Genomic DNA, 21,418 nt, shown 5'->3' with positions numbered 1-21,418 from the left:
ACAGCAGACCGCACTCAAGCAATCGTTAGTAACTAAAAATCCCGTGCAGGCAGTACTGAATCTTTGCCAGGTGATGACACCGCCACGGGTGCGCCGCGCCACGCTGCTGGCGACCGTGTTCAGCTCCGCTGTGCTCGTCGCCTGTTCCGGCGGCAGCGGTCAGGCCACCGAAGAGCAGCCAAATACAAATCCGGATTCCGGTGATACCAGCTATTCCGGCCCGGCGCCGGAGAGTGAAGACGTACAGAATTACAAGCGCTACATCTGGGACAACCTGGCGGCAGAAAACCGCTGTGGTAGCTGTCACGTGGAGGGTAATCAGAGCCCTCGGTTTGTGCGCGGTGACGATATCAATCTGGCGCACGGCGAGGGTCGCGAGCTGGTAAATCTGAGCGCACCGGAAGAGTCCCGCCTCGTCAGCAAAGTGGCCAGTGGCCACAACTGCTGGCTTGCCAGTGCCGACGCCTGTGCGGAAATCATTACCAATTACATCGAAGACTGGGCATCTGCGGCCGGCTCCGAAGCCAGCACCATTACCCTGACCCCGCCTCCCGAGCGCGAAGTGGGCGCGAGCAAAAGTTTCCCCGCTTCCAGTGGTAACTTCGCCACCACGGTGTACCCGTTACTGGAACAGTACTGCGCGAGCTGTCACAGCGAGGACGCGGAAACCGCGCAGCAACCGTACTTTGCCAGCAGCGATATCGACCAGGCCTACGAGGCATCGAAAGCGCGGATGGACCTGGATAATCCGGAAAACTCCCGCTTCGTGGTACGTCTCGGCAGCGACTTCCACAACTGCTGGGGCGACTGTTCGGAAAATGCCGACACCATGACCGCCGCCATTCAGAATTTCGCCGACGGCATCTCTCTCACCGAAGTGGATCCCAACTGGGTGATCAGTAAAGCGCTGTATCTCACCGACGGTGTGGTGAGCAGCGGTGGCGGGCGCATCGAAAACAATGCGATTGCCCTATATGAATTCAAATCTGGCAGCGGCACTACCGCCTACGACACCTCCGGAATCAACCCCGCCATCGACCTGACACTGTCCGGCGATGTGGAGTGGCTGGGCTCCTGGGGTATTCAACTGGCCGGCGGCAAGGCCCAGGCGGCCACCGCGACCAGCAAGCGCCTGTTCGACACCCTGAGCGGCACCGGTGAGTACACCATCGAAGCCTGGGTCGCGCCCGCCAATGTGGTGCAGGAAGGCCCGGCGCGGATCGTCAGCTACTCCGGCGGTAACGACATCCGCAACTTCACCCTCGGCCAGGCGATGTACAACTACACCTTCCAGAACCGCAACGATGCCAGCACCGATGCCAATGGCATGCCGGCGCTGATCACCGATGACATGGCGGAACGGGTACAGGCCACCCTGCAGCATGTGGTCGCGACCTTTGACCCGATCAATGGCCGCCGCCTGTATGTCAATGGCGAGTTCACCGGTGACGCGGACCCTGCGGAGCCGGGCCTGCTGTCTACCTGGGATGACACCTTCGCCCTGGCGCTGGGCAGCGAAGTCTCCAACGAACACCAATGGCAGGGCTCGATCCGCTTACTGGCGATCCATTCCCGCGCCCTGAACCAGGACGACATTCTCACCAACTACGAAGCCGGCGTGGGTCAAAAATATCTGCTGCTGTTCAAGGTGGAAGAGGAAACCGGTGTGCCTCAGGGTTACGTGATGTTCGAAGTACAGCAGTACGACAACCACGGCTACCTGTTCAGCGAACCCAAGTTCATTACCCTGGAAGACGGTGTCACACCGGACGGTATCGAAATTGAAGGGATGCGCATTGGCATCAACGGCCGCGAAGCGGTGGTGGGCCAGGCCTGGGCCAACCTCGACACCACCGTGACCGCAGCGGAGTACGACCCGGCGAGCGGCCAGAAACTGTCGCCGCTCGGCACGATCATCACGCTGGAAAAAGGTCCGACTTCCGACGAATTTTTCCTGACCTTCGAACGCCTCGGCAACGAAGAATTCGTTCGTGTGGAAGCCACCCCCGCGGCCCCGGCTGTGCCCGCCGATCTGACGCCGCAGCCGCGCATCGGTATCCGCCGCTTCGAACAGATCCACGCGGCCCTGTCCGCGGCCACTGGCATCTCCAGCGCCCACCCTGCGGTGATGGATACCTGGGAAAAAGTGAAACAGCAGCTGCCGGTAGAATCCGACATCCGCGGCTTCCTCGCCGCCCAGCAGATGGGCATTACCCAGTTGGCCGTGAAGTACTGCAGCACACTGGTGGATGACACCACCGCTCGCGCCAGCTACTTCCCGGGCTTCGATTTCTCTGCCGGGGCAAACAGCGCGTTCGACGATGACGCCAAGCGCGCCCAGATCATCGATCCGCTGCTGGAAAACCTGCTGGGCCGTCCAATCACCTGGCCGGCGGCCATGGGCGGGCACACCGCACAGCTTGCCAGCGCTCCGGATGAGAGCGCGGTTCGCGCGGAGCTGAACAGCCTGATCGACACAATGACAAACTGCAGTGGAAGCTGCGGCGCGGATCGTACCACTACCACTGTAAAGGCTACCTGTGCGGCAGCTATGGGTAGTGCGATGATTTTGATTCACTGATTTTTGGTTTCTCGCTTCGTAGTTTTTGGGAACTTCGTAAGCGGGGCGGGGCGAGGGGTACTACCCCGGTAAACAACCTAGCGGCAATCGTTTGCCGGGGTAGCACCCCTCGCCCCTATTGCGAAATCGGTGAATTTATTACTTCTTACGAAGTGCAGGAATATGACGCGAAGGGCTGCTGCCGGTGGCCGCTCGCGAGACCTTCTAAAACAGGGATGTTTTAGAAGAGCCCCCAGGGATGGGTTCACGGCGTGTCTCGCGAGCGGCCACCGGCAGCGGTACCGCCACTCAAGTTTGATAAAGCGGAATACCTCGATAGTACGAGGACCCCGGAAGAGCCATGAGCAAGAAAAAACATTTTGAACTGGACCAACCACTGCGCCACCCGGACCACCACCGGCCGGTGAGCCGACGGGATTTTCTCGGCCAGGGCTTTCGCGCCGGTATGGCCACGGTGCTGGGCGGTTCGGTCTTCAGCCTGTTTGCCAATCCGCGTTCGGCCCAGGCGGCACTGTCTTCAGACCTCGAAGCCATGCGCGCAACCTGCGGTGTCAGCGCAAACGGCGCGGGTAAAATCCCCTTTATCTGTTTCGACCTTGCGGGCGGCGCCAACATTGCCGGCTCCAACGTGCTCGTAGGCAAGCAGGGCGGACAGCTCGACTTTCTGAGCACCGCCGGCTACAGCAAACAGGGACTCCCCGGGGACATGGTGCCGTCGCTGACCGATGGACTGGGCAACCCGCTGTACAATACCGACCTGGGTCTCGCGTTCCACAGCGACAGCCAGATGCTGCGCGGCATCCTGGAAAAGGTCGCTCCCGGCACCTCCAGCGCCATCAACGGCGCCGTGATACCAGCGCGCTCGGAAAACGATACCGGCAACAATCCCCACAACCCCATGTACGGCATCAACCGCGCCGGCGCCAATGGCTCTCTGCTCGCCCTGATCGGCTCCCAGACCAGCGAATCCGGCGGCAACTCCATGGCGCCCATGGACCTGATCGACCCGGAAGTGCGCCCGACCAAAATCGACCGCCCTTCCGATGTAACCGGGCTGGTCGACGTCGGCGACCTGGTGGGCCTGCTCAGCCAGGAAGATACCGTCGCAGTCATGGAATCCATGTACCGTATCTCCAATGCCAAACTGGGCAAGGTAGATACCCGGGTCAGTAATGATGCGGCCATCAAAGATCTGGTGAAATGCGGTTACATGAAGAGTGCCGATCTCGCCGACCGCTTCGGCGACCCCAGTGCACTCGACCCCGCCCTGGATCCGGATATTGTCGGGCCCGGCGGTATTTTCTCGTCCGACGAATTCTTCGGCGATCGCGAATTCCAGAAGGCCGCCTCCACCATGAAACTGGTGGTCAACGGCTACGCCGGCGCAGGCACCATCACCATGGGCGGCTACGACTATCACACCGGCGACCGCGCGACCGGCGAAATCCGCGACCTGCGCGCCGGCCGCTGTATCGGTGCCTGCCTGGAATATGCGGCGCGGGTCGGACAGCCGCTGATGGTGTATGTCTTCAGCGATGGCTCTGTATTCAGTAACGGCATGATCGACGATTCCGTGGAAGGCCGCGGCAAAGGCGTGTGGACCGGCGATAACCAGCAGACCGCGGCATCCTACTTCCTGGTTTACAATCCCGCGGGCCGCCCACAATTGCTCGGCGGCAGTGCCGACGAACAGGCACGGCACCAGCAACTCGGCTATATGCGCCCCTCCGGCGATGTGGAAACCGCAGGCAGCCCGGCCGCCAATAACGTCAACCAGCTGGTGCAGACCGTGGTGCTCAATTACATGGCCCTGCACGGTGAACAGGGCGGTTTTGCCAGCCTGTTCCCCAATCACGGCCTCGGCAATGCCAGCCTGATGGACAGCCTCACCGCGTTTGCTCCGATTCGGTAATTTTGCCTTAAACCTAAGCACACGACAGACACAACGATGTACCCAAAGCGCCTTTTTCTGATTGCCTGCACACTGCTCGCGGCCGCCACTGCGCACGCCGAGTGGCACTATGACAAGCAGGCAATCATGGGCACTGAGGTCCATCTGCAATTCTGGTACCAGGACGAGCAAAAAGCCCGGCAGATCAACCGCGCGGTCATGGATGAATTCCGCCGCCTGGACGCGGCTCTGTCACCCTACAAAGAAGACAGTGAACTATCGCGGGTAAACCGGGAAGCAGGGCAGGGGCCGGTTCAGATCTCCGACGAGCTGGCACGGATCGTGGATAAATCCCTGTTTTACAGCAGGCAGACCCACGGGGCCTTCGATATCACTTTTGCCACCCTGGGCAGTCTGTACAACTTTCGCGACGGCAAGCAGGTGGACAGTGACACCACCGAGAACCTGCGCGATGCCATCGGCTATCACCACCTGCAGTTGGACCGGAGCAAAGGCACACTGCGCTATGGTGACAGTCGCACCAAAATTGATCTCGGTGGTATCGCCAAGGGTTACGCGGTAGACCGCGCGGTGGATATTCTGAAACAATACGGTGTCACCAACGCCAATGTCAGCGCCGGCGGCGACGCGCGTCTACTGGGTGACAAACGGGGTAAACCCTGGCTGGTCGGCATCCGCCACCCCAGGGACAAAAGCAAAAATGCCGCGGTAATTCCACTGGAGAATACCGCGATCTCCACCTCCGGAGATTATGAGCGTTTTTTTATCGATGACGACGATCACCGGGTGCACCATATCTTCGACCCGGCCACCGGTAAGCCTGCAGATACCGATAGCAAAGATGGCGAAGCGGCAGACCGCGACTCCGTGGAAGAAACGCTGATCAGTGTCAGCGTGATTGGCCCCGCCGGGTTTGATACCGACCCGTTATCCACTAGTGTCTTCGTACTGGGTAAGAGCAAGGGACTCGCATTGATCGACCAGATGGATGGATATGAGGCGATCGTCATCGATGCTGACCGCCAGATGTTTTTTTCCCGGGGCCTGGCAGGCCCGCAGCCTTAGCGGCTGCCCAATTCTGTCACCGCTGTGAAATACCCTGCGCGCCGAGGCGCAAATGTGAAACGCATCACAATTAAAATGTGATGCCCGGGCATAATCACCCGTCCATTTGCGCGAATAATTAAACGACAACCGATCACACTATATTTCAGGTTTCAGCATGTTTTCCCTGTGCTCCGCTTTTACTGACCGCAACAGCCTCAAAGCCTATTTTTACGCGCTGACCGCTGCTTTTTCACTGACGGTTACCGCGCCGGCGGGGGCGCAGTCCGCTGACTTCCCCGCGGACGATCTCGAATCCCTGAAAAAAAGAAGTGCTCAAACTGAACCGCGATCTGCTGGTGCTGGAAGAAGACCTGCTGTTCCCCGCCCAGAGCCAGATCGCTGTCTACGTTTCCATGGATGTGGGTCACTTTTTCGACCTCGACTCGGTAAAGTTGCATATCGACAACAAACTGGTGGAAACCCACCTGTACACCGAGCACCAGAAAGACGCCCTGTTTCGCGGCGGCATCCAGCCCCTGTTCAAAGGCAACCTGAAATCCGGCGAGCATACAATTACCGCATTCTTCAACGGCATTGGCCCCGAGCAGCGCGAGTTCAAACGCGCCGCCACGCTGGAACTGGACAAGACCGATGAGCCCGCAGTAATTGAACTGCGTATTTCCGATGCCGGCGGCAAACAGCAGCCGGAATTTACTGTCGTCCAGTGGCCGGCTCCCTGAGTTTCCCATGGGGTCTGTTGTGTTCACGAAAACTGCTCTGACACTTGCACTGACCGGCCTGATCGCCGGCATTCTGCCCTGCGCGGCAGAAGCGTCGCAGGGTGAGGAAGCACCGGTTTCCGAGATCTCCCGGGAAAAATCCACGGAGAAGTTCCAGCAGGCACAGGATATGCGTTACGGCGCCGCCCTGTACCACTACTTTCAGGGCAATACTTTCGATGCACTGAGTACCCTGATGGTCTCCGACCTGCGCGGTGGCATTTCGTACCATGCGGACAATGCCGAACTGATTCGCGGCGGCATCAGCCTCGCCTTCGGCCTGGAGCGCCAGGCGGCAGATCTGTTCGAACAGCAGCTGCAGAAAGCCCCGGCCCCTGAAAATCAGCAGCGTATCGAGCGCTTTCGAGAAATCGCCTGGCTGAAACTAGCGGAACTGAACTACCGCCACCAGAATTGGGACACCGCCGCCCTGCAGCTGGAAAAATCCGGGGCAATCCACCAGACCACCCTTACCCTGAACCTGGCCATTCGCAATGGCGATCTGAGCCAGGCGGCGCAGCTGTTGCGCCTGGCCGATCTGCCCGTGGCGGAACGGGTACTCGGCCACAATAACCTGGCCGCGGCCTTTGCCCGCGATGAATACTTCCCGGCTGCCGCAGAGGAATACCGGCGTGCGGCAGAGCTGGTGGACAAGGTCACTCTCGACAAAGATCTGGCAGGCGATCTGCGGGAAGAGCTCTACGTCCTGCGCGACAAGGCGCGCATTGGCGCCGGTTACGCACTGACCCTGCAGGGCGATTACACCACCGCTGCAGAAGAATTTCGTCGCGTCAGGCTCGATACCCCCTGGTCTCCGGATGCCCTGCTCGGCCTCGGCTGGGCTTCGGTCAACGGCGCGGCACACACCCAGGCCGTGGATGCCCTGGGCTACCTGATCCGCGAGAACCCGCTACTGCCCCAGGTGCAGGAAGCGCTGCTGGCACTGCCATATACCTACGAAGCACTGGACCGGCCCAAACTGGCACTGCGCAGTTACCAGAGCGCTGAGCAGCAATATCAACGGGCCCTCGACGACCTCAACCGACTGGCCGGCGCCGCCGGGCAACTGCAGTTTGTGGAAATCGATGGCGATGAGCACATCGATCTGCAGCGCTACGGCTGGCTCGAAGACGCCGAAACGCCGGCACTGATCCGTATGAATCAGCATTATCTGTTACAGATGATGCAAAGCGACCGCCTGCAATTGCAGTTGTCGGAACTGCGCGACCTGCAACAGTTGCGGCGGGTACTGGATCGATGGCAACAGCGGCTACCGGAATTCCACACTCTGATCGAAGAACGGGAGCAGCGTCGTGTTGCCATTGTGCGTGAGCACGACAGCGCCCAGTACGATCAACAGGTGCAGATTGCCGAACAGCAACTGGAACAACTGCAGGCTTCACTGGCGCGGGTGGAAGCGGATAAAGATGGGCTCGCCATGTTTGCCGATTCCGACAACGCCAATGCGGAATACCTGGAAATGCTACGGGAAGCGGAAACCCGCTACCAAAAGCTGAGTGCCGCGGGCAAGACCAGTAACTACCAGCAGCAAACCCTGGCCCGCGCCCGCGGTATCCTGCAATGGTATGCCGCCGAAGAGTACCACCAGAATCTGTGGCGGAAGCGCAAGGCGCTGGATACGCTGGAGGAACAGCTGATCGACGCAGCGCGCAATCAGCGCAAGGTAGCTCGCATTTCCGCAGAAGCACCGCAACTCAATCTGCTGGCGGGCAGTGTCGAAGATGCCGGCCTGCGCATTAACCAGCAGCGCAGCGCCATCGACCGCGCCAGCGCGGTGATCGAACATCAGATCCGCAGCGACCTGCAGAGCGCGCTGAGCGAGGCCCGCGTACGAGTCGAACAGTATATGGCCCACACCCGCCTGGCCATCGCGCGTATCCAGGATGCGGCCATGCAGGGCCACTACGATCCCCCCGAGGCGCCAGCACAAGAAACAACCCTTGATGTCACTGGAGATCCAGAAGCCGCTCAGGCGACTGATCCGGTGGCCGACCTTGACCAGGGCGAACCCGAGGGAGCGCCCACCGATGCGCTCGCGGAGGAATCCCCCAGCGACCCGTCGCAAGATCTTGCCCCACCAGCGCAAACCGCCGAGCAGGGAGAGCCGGAATCGTGAGTGTTTCTTTTTCACGCCCACCCCGCAGACGCCTGCTGACTCTCGCGGTAAGCGCCAGCATCGCACTGGGCGGCTGTGCCGGATATGTGGACAACAGCAAGACCCTGGCGGATCTCCCCCCCGCTGCGCTGCCCCCAGAGCCACTGGTGGAGATGCCCAGGCTTGAGCTGCCGGCACTGATCGACAGCTACGAGCGCGCCCTGGCTGCGCAACAGAACCCACAGACCCGCCGCCAGATACAGCTGCGCCTGGCGGATCTGGAAATGGAACGACTGGAGCAAATGCAGGCCGACCACCCGGAAATGGCGGTGGCCTATGCAGAAGCAGTACGCCACTACGAAGCGCTGTTGCAGACCTCCGCAGACGACGATTACCTGGCCTATCGACTGGCCCGCGCCCGTTCGCTGGACGGTAACAACCCCGGTGCACTCGAGGCACTGGAGGCCATCGTACAACGGAACCCGGATTCCCCATTTATCGCCGAAGCCCTGTTCCGCCGCGGTGAAGCGGCGTTCAGCCGCAAGCAGTATCGCGCGGCCGAGCGGGACTTCAGCGAGGTTCTGGCGCAGGGCGATACGCCCTTTGCACGCAATGCCCGCTATATGCTTGGCTGGAGCCAGTTCAAGGACGCCCGCTACAAAGCCGCCAGTGAAACCTTCCTCTCACTGATGGACGACCTGCTCGGCGAGACCAACGGGCAACAGCGCTTCCTCGGAGAGCTGGAAAAAGGCGAACGCCGCCTGGCCGATGACACCTTGCGGGTGTTGGCACTGGGCTTCAATTACCTGGGCGGCGCCGAGGTCATCGAGTCGTTTGTTGTGGATGAGCGCCCGCGCACCTATCACCACCTGCTGTATCGCGCACTGGGCGACTGGTACGCAGAGAGCGAGCGCTACCGCGACGGAGCGGAAACCTTCCTCGCCTTTACCGAGCAGTACCCGCAAAGTTTCAAAGCGCCGGGTATGCACGCGCGCGCGGTGGAAATTCTGCAGGCGGGCAACTTCCCAAGCGAAGTGATTCCGGCCAAGCGCACCTTCGTCACCCGCTATGGCAGCCGCAGCGCCTACTGGGAAAAAGCCGACGACCAGCAGCGCCACCTGCTGAAAGTTCAATTGAAACCGTGGCTGGAGGAGCTGGCGCGCTTCGATCATGCCCGCGCCCAGGCTCTGGCCAAGGAAGCTTCAGACCCGCGCAACCGGGGCAAGGTGGCTGCGCAGGCACAACGGCAGTCCCGCGAAGCGTTTATCGCCGCCGCCGCACTGTACGGCGAGTTTATCGATACCTTCCCCGGTGACACCAAAACGCCGGAGCTGACCTTCCTGATGGCGGAAAGCCTCAACGAATCCGCTCAGTATGCACAGGCGTTCAACGCATATCGCAGAGTGGCCTGGGGCTTCGCCAGCGAGGGCGAAGCGGCACCGCAACCACAGCCAGATCAGGCTACGGAGGCAGGCTATGCCGCCATTCTGATGGCCGGGCGCGTACACGATGCCGAGAAACAGGTACAGAACAACGAGGAACAGGCCAATCTGTGGCTGGACCTGAAGACGGAGACGAGCCTCAGATTCGCCGACAGCTGGCCGCAGGACCCGCGCGCACTAGCCGTGCAGCTGGATGCCGCACACAACCTGTTTGCCCAGTATCGCCACCAGGAAACCATCGAGGCCGCCGTCAAAGCCGCGGCCTGGCAGCCACCACCCAACCCGGAGCAGCGCCGCAGCATTCTGCTGCTGTTGGGCCACAGCCAGTTTGAAACGGAAAACTACCCCGCCGCCGAGCTGGCCTATGAACAGCTGCTCGCTGGTATGGCATCCAACGATCCGGAGTACCTGAACACCCGCGACCGCCTGCAGTCTTCCATCTACAAGCAGGCTGAGGTGATCCTCAAACAGGTGCATCTGACCACCGACAGCATGGAATTCGTGGCCCCCACAGAGGAAGCCATTGCACTCTTGCTGCGGGTGCGCGAAAGCGGGCGCTCATCCATCGCCGCCACCGCCCAGTACGATGCCATCAACCAGCTGATCCGCCTGCAGCGCTGGCCGCAGGCGCAGGCGGAGCTACAGGATTTCCGGACTCACTACCCACAGCACGAGCTGACGCCAACCCTCACCGCAAAAGCGGTAGTGATTTATCAGGGTATGGATATGCCGGAGGCCGCAGCCAGCGAGCTGATGGCACTGGCCCAGAACGATCCCGACCCCAATGTGCGACGGGACTCTCTGTACCTCGCTGCGGAACAGTTCGAGCAGTCGGGCAACCGCGCCCGCGCAATCGATGCCTATCGCCAGTATGCGCGGGACTGGCGTGAGCCTGCTCTGCAAAACCTGGAGGCCCAGTATCAGCTGGTCGCCCTGTATAAAGAAGCCGGCGACCAGCGCGCGCGCAATCAGTGGCTGAAAAGCCTTGCCGACAACAAGGTATCGGAGCCCCGCGGCCGGTACCTTGCGGCCTTTGCCCAGAACGATCTGGCCGACCAGAGTTTCGCCCGCTTCGAGCGCCTGGCTCTGACCCTGCCGCTCAAGCAGAGTCTGCGCAACAAGAAACAGGCAATGGAAACCACCGTGACGGAGTACCGGAAAGTGCTCGACTTCGGCATAGCCGAATTCACCACTGCGGCTAATTTCCGGCTGGCGGAGATCTACCGCCAACTGAGCCGCGATCTGATGGACTCCCAGCGCCCCAACGGCCTCAGTCCTCTGGAGCTGGAGCAGTACGAGATTCTACTGGAAGAGCAGGCTTACCCCTTCGAGGAAAAGGCCATCGAGCTGCATGAGGCCAATGTGAAACGTACCGTCGACGGCGTCTACGACGAGTGGATAAAAAGCAGTTTTTCCTCACTGGAGCACCTGCTGCCCGCCCGTTACCGCAAACCAGAATCTACAGTGGAGTGGAGCGATGCGGCCTATTAACCGGCAACCTTTCAACCGCTTTGCGTTACTGGCGACCGCCGCCCTGCTGCTCAGCGCCTGTGCCGGTAACCCCACGGACCCGGACACGCCGCCCGCGGATGCAGAGCCGCTCGCCGAAGGCGAGATAGTTCAGCGCGTCGCCACCCCCAATCCCTACCTGGCGGATACGGCCAGCGTGCCCGCAGCGGCGCAGCAGGCCATGGCGAACGCCCGCGCCTATTTCGAGCAGCAGCAGTTTGATGCTGCGGAAACCGAGCTGCAGCAGGTGGTAGCCCAATGGCCGGTGCTGTCCGGTGCCTGGCTGAATCTGGCAAAGGTGCAGTTGAAACTCGACCAGCCGGAGCAGGCAGAAAAGAGTCTGCAGCAGGCGGTAGCCGCAAACCCGAAAAATGTTTTTGCGTGGAATTCCCTCGGCGTATTACTGCGCGACCAGGGGCGCTTTGATGAAGCGCAGCAAGCCTATGAAAGCGCCCTGAAACAGTGGCCGGATTTTGCCGTGGGCCATCGCAACCTGGGTATTTTATTCGACCTGTATCTGCACCAGCCGGAACAGGCCTTGCATCATTATCGTGAGGCCCGGGCACTGGAGCCGGAACCCGACCGGGTGCTGGCGGGCTGGATCATGGATCTTGAGCGGAGACTGTAACCATGCGACTGCCAGTATTTTCTGCGTTACTACTGTCACTTCTGTTCAGTAGCATTGCCTGCGGGCAGGAACAGAGCGGCGACGTAATCACTCTGGAATCCACCATTGTGGGCAGCCAGGAACAGCCCCGGGTGCTGTACATCATTCCGTGGAAACAGGCTGCCAGTCTGGAAAAGATTGAAAGCACCTTGCCCAACGCAATCAGCCACAGTTTTCAGCATCAGGAGTACTCGGAGCTGCATCGGGAAATAAAACTGCTCAAAACGGAAGATACCGAAGAGTAGCCCATCAACCCGTTTGTACCGTGCCGGCCGCCAGTTTTCCGCTGTGCCGCAGACCGATTTTTTCATCACAACAACGTTTAATCACAACAAAAATCTTTACGTCCCGGAGATTTGACCATGGAGTTTTTCAATACACTGCTGCGCTTCTTTCAGAACGGCGGCACTTTCATGTATCCCATCGCGCTGGTACTGGTGATCGGTGTGGTACTGGTGATCGAGCGCTGGGTATTCCTGTCCCGCGCCAAGCTCGCCAATCGCCGCGCCTATGGGCAGATTCTGCCTATGATGCAGCAGCGTAATTTTGCCGCAGCGCTCAAGTTTGCTCAGAACGAACCGGCCCCCATGGGCCAGATTGTTGCCGCTGGCATCAGTACCGCTCAGCACGCGCGCAAAGACGAGAATATTGCCATGGCCATCGAGGAGAGTATCCTCGAAGCCGTGCCGCGCCTGGAGAAGCGCACCAACTATCTGGCGACACTGGCCAACATCGCCACTCTGCTGGGGCTGCTGGGGACCATTATCGGTCTGATTGCGGCGTTTACCGCGGTTGCCAATGCGGACCCATCGGAAAAAGCCAGCATGCTGTCTTCCAGTATTTCCGTGGCCATGAACACCACCGCCTTCGGTCTGATCTCCGCCATTCCTCTACTGCTGGCCTATTCCATGCTGCAGAACAAGACCAACGAGATTATCGACAGCCTGGAAATGGCCGGCGTGAAGTTTCTTAACCTGATTACCCTGACCCGCGGTCAGAAAGCGGAAGCCGCTGGCGCGCGTCCCGCCGCCAAGGCCGGCGCAACCGCCTGAGCGTCCATCACGCAAAAACCGTAAACGTTAAGAACGAGAACAAGAGAGAGCCATGGCTATCCGACGCAGGCTGGAAACCGATCCGGATCTGGACATCACCTCATTTATGAGCCTGATGACCGTTCTGGTCCCGGTATTGCTTCTGAATATGGTGTTTTCCCATATATCCGTACTGAACCTCAACCTGCCGGGCTTGAGCGATGCCAGTGTGGAAGAGCAGAAAGAAAACCGGCAATTGGAAATGGTGCTGCGCGCCGAGTACATCGACATCAACTATCCGGCGGGAATTCGTGTAAAACGCATTCCCAACCGGGACGGGAAGCCGGACTTGAAGCTGGTGTCGGATGTACTGCAGGAGATCAAACGCGCCCTGCGGGACAAGGATATCGACAAGAAAGACCTGGTCATTCTCTCGGAACCCGGCACCCCTTACCGTACGCTGGTGAGCGCGATGGACACCGCGCGCTCTTTCCGCGCGGTGGTGGCAGCATCGGTGGTGGACGCGGAACTGTTCCCGCAGATTTCACTGGGAGACGCACCACAAGGGGACGATCTGGCCCAGAGTGGCCAGCGGCAAAATGAACAGCTGGCAGGCAACGGACTATGAAAGCGACGATCGGCGGCAAGCTGAAAGCGCGCAAGACGCGCCGGCATAAAGAAACCAAACTGAATCTGGTTTCGCTGATGGATATTTTCACCATTCTGGTATTTTTCCTGCTGGTGAACTCCTCCGATGTGGAAGTACTGCAGGCAGACAAAACCATCACTCTGCCGGAATCCACGTCCACGCAGAAACCGGAGACCACCACGGTGGTGCGGGTAAACGGCGAGCAGTTGATTGTGGGCAACCGCATGATCGCAAAAGTAGCGGACATTCCCACGAATGAGGATCAGATCGAGCCACTACTGAATGAGCTGAAATACCTCGCCAGCCGCGCGGAACCCCTGCCGGAAGAGAAGGCCGCGGTAGGTCGCCCGGTGACCATTCTCGGCGATGAAGAGGTGCCCTACGCGCTGCTCAAGCAGATCATGAACACCTGCGCAGCGGCGGACTACCGGGATATCGATCTTGCGGTAACCCAGACCGCACCACAAGACCCGGCCGCTCCGGCCGCCGGTCAATAAAGGGAGGTACCCATGACCAGCGCCTCTCTCAGTAGCACACAGACGACGCATCGCCCGGCACTGATGCCGTGGCACTACTACAACTCCACCTTGCCCTGGGCGTCCACGGAAGAGGAAGACCAGCGCTTTATCAAGTTCCTCAAATCGGGCTTTGCCGCATTTGTGGTGCTCGGTGCACTATTCACCTTCATTCCGGCGCCGGAACTGACCCGCGAGCAGAAAGAGCAGCTGCCGCCGCAGCTGGCACGGGTCATTCTCGAGAAAAAGGAATTACCCAAGCCGGTAGAAAAGCCCAAGCCCAAACCGGTTGAGAAAAAAATCGAAAAGCCCAAAGAGGTGAAGAAAGAAAAGCCCAAGCCGGTTGAGAAGCCCAAACCCAAACCCGAGCCCATCAAAACCGTCAAACCCAAACCACTGACGGAAAAGGCACCCGCGCAAGAGGTAGCCAAGGCGCGGGAAAAGGCAGCCAACAGTGGCCTGATGCAGCTACAGGACGACCTGATGGATATGCGTGACAGCCTCGACGTGTCTCAGGTAGCCAATGCCAATTCCCTGGCCAGCGGCGCGGCCAATGCGCAAAAGATTGACCGCTCGCTGATTACCGACAAGTCCAAAGCGGCCAGTGGCGGCATCAATACCGGGCAACTGAGCCGCAACACCGGAGGCTCCGCTCTGTCCGGTCGCGAAACCACTCAGGTGGAAGTGGCTGAAGCGCAGGTGGCCGCCAAGTCCAGCAGTAAGGAAGCTCGTCGCGAGCGCGGAACACGCGGTGAAGAATCCATCCGCCAGGTCATGGAAGCCAACAAGGGCGCCATCTTCGCCATCTACAACCGCGCGCTGCGTCGGGATCCGACTCTGGCCGGCAAGGTCACCGTCAAGCTGGTCATTGAGCCCAATGGGGTGATCTCCGCGGTCAGCCTGGTAAGCAGCGAGCTGGGTGATGAAGATCTGGAGCGCAAGCTGCTGGCGCGAATTCGATTGATCAATTTCGGTACGGCGAATGTGGAAAAATCCACCCTAAACTACTCTATCGACTTCCTGCCTTCCTGAGCAGAGTACCTGCTGCAGTCCGCCGCCGTGTCCTGCCGGCGGCTGCAGCGGACCGGCTTCCACTCCCAGCGGCCCCTTTGCGGTACGCCCTCAGCCTCACCCCGGCCACATCAGCCGATCCCGTATAACGCCACCGATAGCCGGCGCTAGACCTTTACTGAGCGGTCACTTTGTCTGACCGCGACGCTACGGGCGCCATTTCGCGGATCGCGGATAAATACATTTGCGCCAAGCGCCACTTGTCTGGTACAAAAGTCTCACAAATAATGTGACACCCATCACAAAGGAAGCGCCCTGTTGGCCAGTGAATCAAAAGAACAAAAGTTGAACAGTGACGACATGCTGATCAGCGTGTGGAACCAGCGCAACGAACTTTTTGCGCAAAACAAAACCGAGCTGACCAACCTGAAAGTGGATGAAATGGTGAGCCGGGTGTTCAGCAACGGCCCCCATTACCACTACATCTTCGACCTCTTCGACCTGGAGCTCCTCTACGTCAGCCCCCAGATCGAGCAGATTCACGACCTGAACATCGCCACCATGACGTTTCAGGATGTACTGGCGCTGATCCACCCGGACGATCGCACATTTGTCGCCAATGCGGAGGCAACCGCTATCCGCGTTATGCAGCAGCGTATCGGCATGGATAAAATCACCCGCTACAAATTTTCCTATTGCTTCCGCTTCCGAGTGAAAACTGGTGAATATCGCCTGTTCAACCACCAGTCCATTGTGCTCGATACCGATGAAAGTGGGGGAATCGGAAAAGCACTGAACGTACACACGGATATTTCCCACCTCACCACACAGAATAACTACCGGCTGTCACTGATCGGTATGAATGGGGAACCCTCCTACCTCAATATCGAAGTGGACAACCATCCACCGAAACCCGATCCCACCAAACCACTCTTCACCGAGCGGGAAATCTCGGTGATTCAGCTCGTCTCCAAAGGTTTGACCAGCGCTCAGATCGGTGAAGTGCTGTCTCTCTCTGAATACACCATAAAAAACCACCGCAAGCGCATTCTGAAAAAAGCGGGCTGCCAGAATATGAGCCAGCTACTGGCAAGCTGTGCCATCGAAGGGTCAATTTGACCCCAGCCCCGCCGTGCAACCATGCATTAACGCATTACCTGTCTAACCTTCCCCCAAAAAAACCGAACTGAATTTACAGACACAAATTCCCTCTACAACCGCCCAACGAAATCTGTGCCAGCCCGCGCGTATTTGCTATAAACAACAATCACCCGGGATACCGATCAAAAATCCATCGGCGATGGTCCAGCACGATAATAAACAGGGAATTTCCATGGATCTTGAGAGGCTAGCGGCGAACAGCAACCCGATCTATCGGGCCTGGCATAATATTCCGGGTTTTTTTGCGCGCAAGGGTGTTGCGCAGCAACGCTATGAACTGGACCAGTTTATTGCCAATACTTTCAGTAGCGGCCCCTGTTACTACTACGTGCTCGATTTCCTGAATCTCGACAAGCCCATGATGGTCAGCCCGTCGATTCAGGACATCCTGGGGGTCGACCCGCAGGCCGCGACCGTGCAATCGCTGATCGAACGGGGACACCCGGAAGATGTTCCCTTTGCCGCAAAAGCAGAAGAAACGGCCTTCTTCATCCTGAAAAACCATATCGGTATGGATCAGGCCAAGAACTATAAGATTTCCTATAGCGGCCGTATGCGAGTGGCCGATGGCAGTTATCGCCTGTTCAATCACCAGGCCATCATTCTCGACACTGATGAGCATTATGGTGTGGCACGCACCCTCGGCATTCATACCGATATTACGCACCTGGTCAGCGCCAGTAACTACAAACTGTCCCTGCTGAATCTGTTTGGGGGGGAGAGCTATAGCAATATCGATGTATTCAATAATCCCCAGCAGTGCATTGGCACACCATCGCTGTTTACCCAGCGGGAAATGGAAATTGTGCGACTGCTGGCCGATGGGAAAACCAGTGCGGATGTGGCGCGGTTACTGAACATATCCCCCCACACCGTCAAAAACCACCGGAAAAATATTCTGAAAAAGTCCGACTGCAAGACGACCGGTCAACTGGTGTCCAGATGTATCAGCGAAGGTTTGATTTGACGGCGAAGAGAAAAAGTCGCAGCAGACAGCACCGCGAGCCCCACGAATTAGGCCCCTAGGGGCTATTGCCCACTAACCCCGCGAGGCGCATTCTCGGTAGTGAGCAGACCGGGCACCCGAGGTTACCGGCGAGACAGGGATTTCGTGCTCACCAACAAATTTTCATCCTGTGAGCTGGTCGCGACCGCGAGGTCGGCTCTGGGTAAGCCGGGACGGCTTACCGCAGGGCACTTTGAATACCACGCCCGCAAGGGCCGTCCCCAACGCGGCTCGAGCAGAACAGCGGCACCGATCAGTTCAGATCCGCCGCGTACTGCCGCAACACTTCCAGCGGTACGATTTCCAGCGCGCGCTTATGCGTACGCTGCAGATAGACCCGCGGCGCCATCTCTGCCTTCTGCGCCTCCAGCCAACGCGCGGCACACAGACACCACCGATCTCCGGGGTTCAAGCCGGGAAAGCCAAACTCTTCAATCGGTGTACTGAGATCATTACCGCGCTGTGCAGAAAATTTCAGAAAGTCACGGGTTACCTCCACACACACCGTGTGCGAACCCAGGTCCTGATCGTTGGTATTACAACAGCCATCGCGAAAGAATCCCGTAAGCGGGTCGGTACTGCAGGGGATAAGAGGGTCGCCAAATACGTTCAGCGATTCGTGCATCTGCAGAGTAACAGCCATAGTCAGTCCTCCCCGGTAAGGTCATCAATTTTCCGAATATCGACCAGCAGCCAACGCAAGCCCCTGCGCTGCAATTGCAGCTGCACCAACTGATCATCTTCACGGTTGCCGCATACCACCTCTACGGTGCTGTGTCCACTGAAATACCAGTGCTCCATATGCCAGTGGTGTCCGTGGTCGTCGCCGTTGGCACTGTCTGAACCGGCGTTTGCTGAGGCTGCGGAATTGTCCGCGTGCGGTCGGTCATGCTTACCGGTACCGAGACTGTTTAGCTCCCGCTCGAACTCCCGCCAGTCACGCTGCCCCTGTATCAGCTGGGTGATCCCCTCGGGACTGATCAGGCGCTTCAGCAGCGGCTCGAGAAACAGGTCGGCACCGGCACTGAACAATTCGCCGAGCTCTGGCGGCAGATCACCCGCGAGGGAACGGTGTACCTCTTCCTGCAAACGCCGGCGAATATTACCGCGCAACTGGGGGAAGTCCACATAGCGTTCCAGTTTGGCCACATCATTGTGCTGTGCCGCCTCGATCAGCTGGCGAGCGGAATACCAGGGCAGGGCGGCATACACCATGATCAGGAGAAGCGAAACCAGGCCAATTCGCAGCAACCATTTCCCGTTCATTTACACGTCTCTGACAGGCGGGTTATTCGCGGTCTCGGGTCAGCGAGATACGCTCTTCGAGATGGGGATGGGTACTCAGATAGTGCAGCCACTCTCCATCACCGGCACTTTCAACATCTGCGGCCGACTCGTCATCGGTATCGCAGCCATTGACCGCTTCGCAGCGTTTACTCTGATACAACTTGGTCAGCATATCGGCCAGGGCCTGAGGTGAATGCCCGCGGTCACGCAACATCTGAACCGCGTAATCATCGGACTCCAATTCAAACTGCCGGGAATAGGATAACTGGGTAAACACCACGGGCGCGGTCAGCAGCAAGTCCCCAAGCGCGGAAACTTCCCCGGTGATCAGGGCCAGGGTCAGAGAAATTGCCGACCCCTGAATCACGTGGCGCAACGAATGCCGGTGTGCGACGTGTCCGAGCTCATGCCCGAAGACCGCCAGTAACTCTTCGTCGGTATCCGCCAACGCGATGATCTCGTCGGTAAATATGATCGTGCCGTCGGGCAGGGCAAAGGCGTTCGCACCCTGACTGCCCCCGCCGTAAAAGCGCAGTTTCTCGATCGGATATTGCGGAGCAAAGTCGTGGAAGCTATCCCGGATTTCCTGCTGACGCTCGGCACTCAGTGCCGTTTCCTCAAACTGGAACTCCTCAAGGAACGTCAGCGTTTCCTGCGCGGATCTGTCCAACAGGTCTGCCGGCAGCCGCTCTGCCAGCACCTTGCTCCCCACCGGCACACCCCAGGTGAAGTAACCCCAGATCAGTGCCGCCACCACCACAGTAGCGAGTACCACCATGCCGAGGTGGTTTTCCAGCCGATGAATGAACGCGTACCCACCACCACCCAGGTCGCGGCTCAGGCGATCCAGTTGCTCGTGGTCATCGCTCTCAAACTGGCCGGGCTGCTCGGCAAAATGCAGGTAACGCGGTGTACGCCCGAGCTTCGGCGAGAGGGTTAACTGGCTATGCGGTGCGCGCAGGAACTCACGGCCGGCGACAGACAGGTAGACCCGACCATCGAGGCACCGCAGCTCGGCAGGCGACACGGCGCTGGTTGCGCCGTCCTGCCATTTTCCCTGAATGATGTATTGCATGGTAACTGGTGCTATTAAATACCCACTTCCATATCAAATACATCGCCAAACTCTTCACCAAAGGCGGATTCATCCGGCTGGCTGATGGCCGCGAATTTATCCAGATCCTGGGTAACATTCAGCGCAGTGTGTTCGGCCGCGTAGTGTGCAACACGCACCTTGGCCCAGGGGATGAAAAGTCCGAGAGTGACGATGGTCATCAGGAAGTTGGTGACCATCAGCAGACCGTAGGATTTCATCTGATAACGCGCCTTGAAATCGTTGTCGGCCAGGCTGGTGTTGTTAAAAATAAGGTTCTGCATATTGGTCACGAAGTACAGGATACCCACCGCGTAACCAGCCAGGGCGGCAACACCGGAAAGAATACCCAGCGGCGCATAGATCAGAGCCAGCACCACCCCCACCAGGGATCCCGCAATCAACCCTGCGAGACCAATACCGATGGCGATAAATACCAGTCCGTAAAAATCTCCGACCTTGGCACGGAATGCAAAGCTCTTGTTGCCGTAGCGGTGATTATCAATCACGTACTGCTTCTGCTTGAAGAGCATAAACGGTGACAGCAGACCAAAGCTCAGCGTAGCCAGGATTGGCCAACCGAGAAAATTCACCAGCGCATCGGTGTAGCGGCCCACGAACCGGAAGCGGATATTGCGGTAGGTACTGTTACGTGCGTAGAACGCAAAGGTCCGGTTCAGCACCCACGGGAAGACAAAAATCAGCCCAAGGCTGAGAAACAAGCCCGCCACCGGTGATACGTTATAGATCGCCATAAACGCGACCAGTAAACCAAGGGCGATCAGGCGGCCGATGAGCATTTTTTTGGGGTCGGCGGTAAAGGCAAAGCTGGCATTATCCAGGCTGGTATTGCCGTAAAAGTACTGGGCGTTGCGCACCTTCGCCCAGGGCGCGTAGAGACCCAGTGTGACGATGGTCAGCAGGATATTCACAATCCAGATCTTGAAGTACTCGTAACCATTTCCGGAAAACACAAAACCGATATGGCGCTTTCCTTCGGTTTCACCGCCGCTGCTGCCACCGGTAGGCGGCACCTGACCGGCCTGCGCTGCCGGCGTGTCCGCCGCGGGGCTCCCTGAGGCGGAGGAGTGCACTTCGGCGGCAGCGGCGTCGGGCGTGTCTGCTCCAGCTTCCACCGGTTCCAGCGCCAGCGCCTCTTCGTGCACATTGGCGACGGCGCGGCGCGCGCCGATGCCAAGATCGGCCAGCTTGCGCTCATAACGCTCGGCAAGGTCTTCAGGAATATCGCGCTTTACCACAGTTGGCGCACTGGCGAACATCTGCTGGGCGCGCTCTTCGCTGATTCCGGCATAGCGGGCCAGCGCCGCAATGGCTTCCTGCTGGCTTTTCCCCCCAACCGCTTCACCGGTAATTTCAATATCGTATTTATCGTTCACTGATCAATCCTTGTTCGATTCTTTTGTTTTTTGCATTCGCACAGCCATGATGCCACAAGTGACGGTGGTCACCTACGCGCTGCCAACGATGTGGCCAAGGTGGGGCATTTCGTCGCAGTCGCTTCCGTCTGGCAATGCCGCTGGTAGCCTCTAGCGCCCCAAGGACCATTTACACGAATCGCGGATACCCCGGGAGGCAGATCCACACTGACTCC

The 21,418-nt window shown here is 58.9% G+C and carries 17 protein-coding genes and 1 pseudogene; 14 read left to right on the top strand and 4 right to left on the bottom strand.

Going from position 1 to position 21,418, the window contains the following annotated elements; genetic code table 11:
• Nucleotides 1-73 precede the first annotated feature (73 nt).
• From LRR79_RS04150 to LRR79_RS04085, 14 genes and pseudogenes are all read left to right on the top strand, one after another.
• On the top strand, nucleotides 74-2,581 hold the full coding sequence (locus LRR79_RS04150; protein WP_231759972.1) for a LamG domain-containing protein: 2,508 nt from the start codon (nucleotides 74-76) through the stop codon (nucleotides 2,579-2,581).
• Between the two features lie 340 nt (nucleotides 2,582-2,921).
• Entirely contained in the window at nucleotides 2,922-4,493 is a 1,572-nt protein-coding gene (locus tag LRR79_RS04145) for a general secretion pathway protein GspF (protein WP_231759150.1), read from the top strand.
• A gap of 36 nt (nucleotides 4,494-4,529) precedes the next feature.
• Entirely contained in the window at nucleotides 4,530-5,558 is a 1,029-nt protein-coding gene (locus tag LRR79_RS04140) for an FAD:protein FMN transferase (RefSeq protein ID WP_231759149.1), read from the top strand.
• Between the two features lie 157 nt (nucleotides 5,559-5,715).
• Nucleotides 5,716-6,280, top strand: a pseudogene (locus LRR79_RS04135) (AraC family transcriptional regulator).
• 19 nt (nucleotides 6,281-6,299) lie between these two features.
• A complete protein-coding gene (locus LRR79_RS04130; protein WP_231759147.1) occupies nucleotides 6,300-8,456 on the top strand; it encodes a tetratricopeptide repeat protein in 2,157 nt (718 codons plus the stop codon).
• Complete coding sequence (locus LRR79_RS04125; protein ID WP_231759146.1) at nucleotides 8,453-11,368, top strand: tetratricopeptide repeat protein; 2,916 nt, start codon at nucleotides 8,453-8,455, stop codon at nucleotides 11,366-11,368. Before LRR79_RS04130 ends, LRR79_RS04125 begins: the two co-directional genes overlap by 4 nt.
• Nucleotides 11,355-12,014: a tetratricopeptide repeat protein gene (locus LRR79_RS04120; protein ID WP_231759145.1), complete on the top strand. Its 660-nt coding sequence runs from the start codon at nucleotides 11,355-11,357 to the stop codon at nucleotides 12,012-12,014. The genes LRR79_RS04125 and LRR79_RS04120 overlap by 14 nt, the downstream gene beginning before the upstream one ends.
• Before the next feature lie 2 nt (nucleotides 12,015-12,016).
• Nucleotides 12,017-12,298: a hypothetical protein gene (locus LRR79_RS04115; RefSeq protein WP_231759144.1), complete on the top strand. Its 282-nt coding sequence runs from the start codon at nucleotides 12,017-12,019 to the stop codon at nucleotides 12,296-12,298.
• 117 nt (nucleotides 12,299-12,415) lie between these two features.
• The gene (locus tag LRR79_RS04110; protein ID WP_231759143.1) at nucleotides 12,416-13,105 is read left to right on the top strand and encodes a MotA/TolQ/ExbB proton channel family protein; all 690 of its coding nucleotides are present in this window, start codon (nucleotides 12,416-12,418) and stop codon (nucleotides 13,103-13,105) included.
• A 52-nt stretch (nucleotides 13,106-13,157) separates the two neighbouring features.
• Entirely contained in the window at nucleotides 13,158-13,712 is a 555-nt protein-coding gene (locus LRR79_RS04105; RefSeq protein WP_231759142.1) for an ExbD/TolR family protein, read from the top strand.
• Nucleotides 13,709-14,230: an ExbD/TolR family protein gene (locus LRR79_RS04100; RefSeq protein WP_231759141.1), complete on the top strand. Its 522-nt coding sequence runs from the start codon at nucleotides 13,709-13,711 to the stop codon at nucleotides 14,228-14,230. The genes LRR79_RS04105 and LRR79_RS04100 overlap by 4 nt, the downstream gene beginning before the upstream one ends.
• Before the next feature lie 12 nt (nucleotides 14,231-14,242).
• Nucleotides 14,243-15,280, top strand: a complete 1,038-nt coding sequence (locus LRR79_RS04095; RefSeq protein WP_231759140.1) for an AgmX/PglI C-terminal domain-containing protein — start codon at nucleotides 14,243-14,245, stop codon at nucleotides 15,278-15,280.
• Nucleotides 15,281-15,577: 297 nt separating this feature from the next.
• Nucleotides 15,578-16,378, top strand: coding sequence for a LuxR C-terminal-related transcriptional regulator (locus LRR79_RS04090; RefSeq protein WP_231759139.1), 801 nt, complete (start codon nucleotides 15,578-15,580; stop codon nucleotides 16,376-16,378).
• 214 nt (nucleotides 16,379-16,592) lie between these two features.
• Entirely contained in the window at nucleotides 16,593-17,387 is a 795-nt protein-coding gene (locus LRR79_RS04085; RefSeq protein ID WP_231759138.1) for a LuxR C-terminal-related transcriptional regulator, read from the top strand.
• A gap of 292 nt (nucleotides 17,388-17,679) precedes the next feature.
• On the opposite strand, the gene LRR79_RS04080 is transcribed toward LRR79_RS04085, so the two are convergent.
• Genes LRR79_RS04080 through LRR79_RS04065 form a run of 4 tightly spaced genes read right to left on the bottom strand, consistent with a single transcriptional unit; the run spans nucleotide 17,680 to nucleotide 21,203 of the window.
• Nucleotides 17,680-18,069, bottom strand: a complete 390-nt coding sequence (locus tag LRR79_RS04080) for a DUF2237 family protein (protein WP_231759137.1) — start codon at nucleotides 18,067-18,069, stop codon at nucleotides 17,680-17,682.
• 2 nt (nucleotides 18,070-18,071) lie between these two features.
• Nucleotides 18,072-18,692: a DUF2939 domain-containing protein gene (locus tag LRR79_RS04075; RefSeq protein WP_231759136.1), complete on the bottom strand. Its 621-nt coding sequence runs from the start codon at nucleotides 18,690-18,692 to the stop codon at nucleotides 18,072-18,074.
• A gap of 22 nt (nucleotides 18,693-18,714) precedes the next feature.
• Complete coding sequence (locus LRR79_RS04070; protein ID WP_231759135.1) at nucleotides 18,715-19,788, bottom strand: M48 family metallopeptidase; 1,074 nt, start codon at nucleotides 19,786-19,788, stop codon at nucleotides 18,715-18,717.
• Nucleotides 19,789-19,802: 14 nt separating this feature from the next.
• Nucleotides 19,803-21,203: a YjgN family protein gene (locus tag LRR79_RS04065; RefSeq protein WP_231759134.1), complete on the bottom strand. Its 1,401-nt coding sequence runs from the start codon at nucleotides 21,201-21,203 to the stop codon at nucleotides 19,803-19,805.
• Between the last annotated feature and the right edge of the window lie 215 nt (nucleotides 21,204-21,418).

Origin of the sequence: Microbulbifer elongatus (assembly GCF_021165935.1) — a bacterium.
GTDB lineage: Bacteria > Pseudomonadota > Gammaproteobacteria > Pseudomonadales > Cellvibrionaceae > Microbulbifer > Microbulbifer elongatus.
Note: the sequence above shows the minus strand (reverse complement) of the source record. Positions and strands in the feature narration are given on the sequence as shown.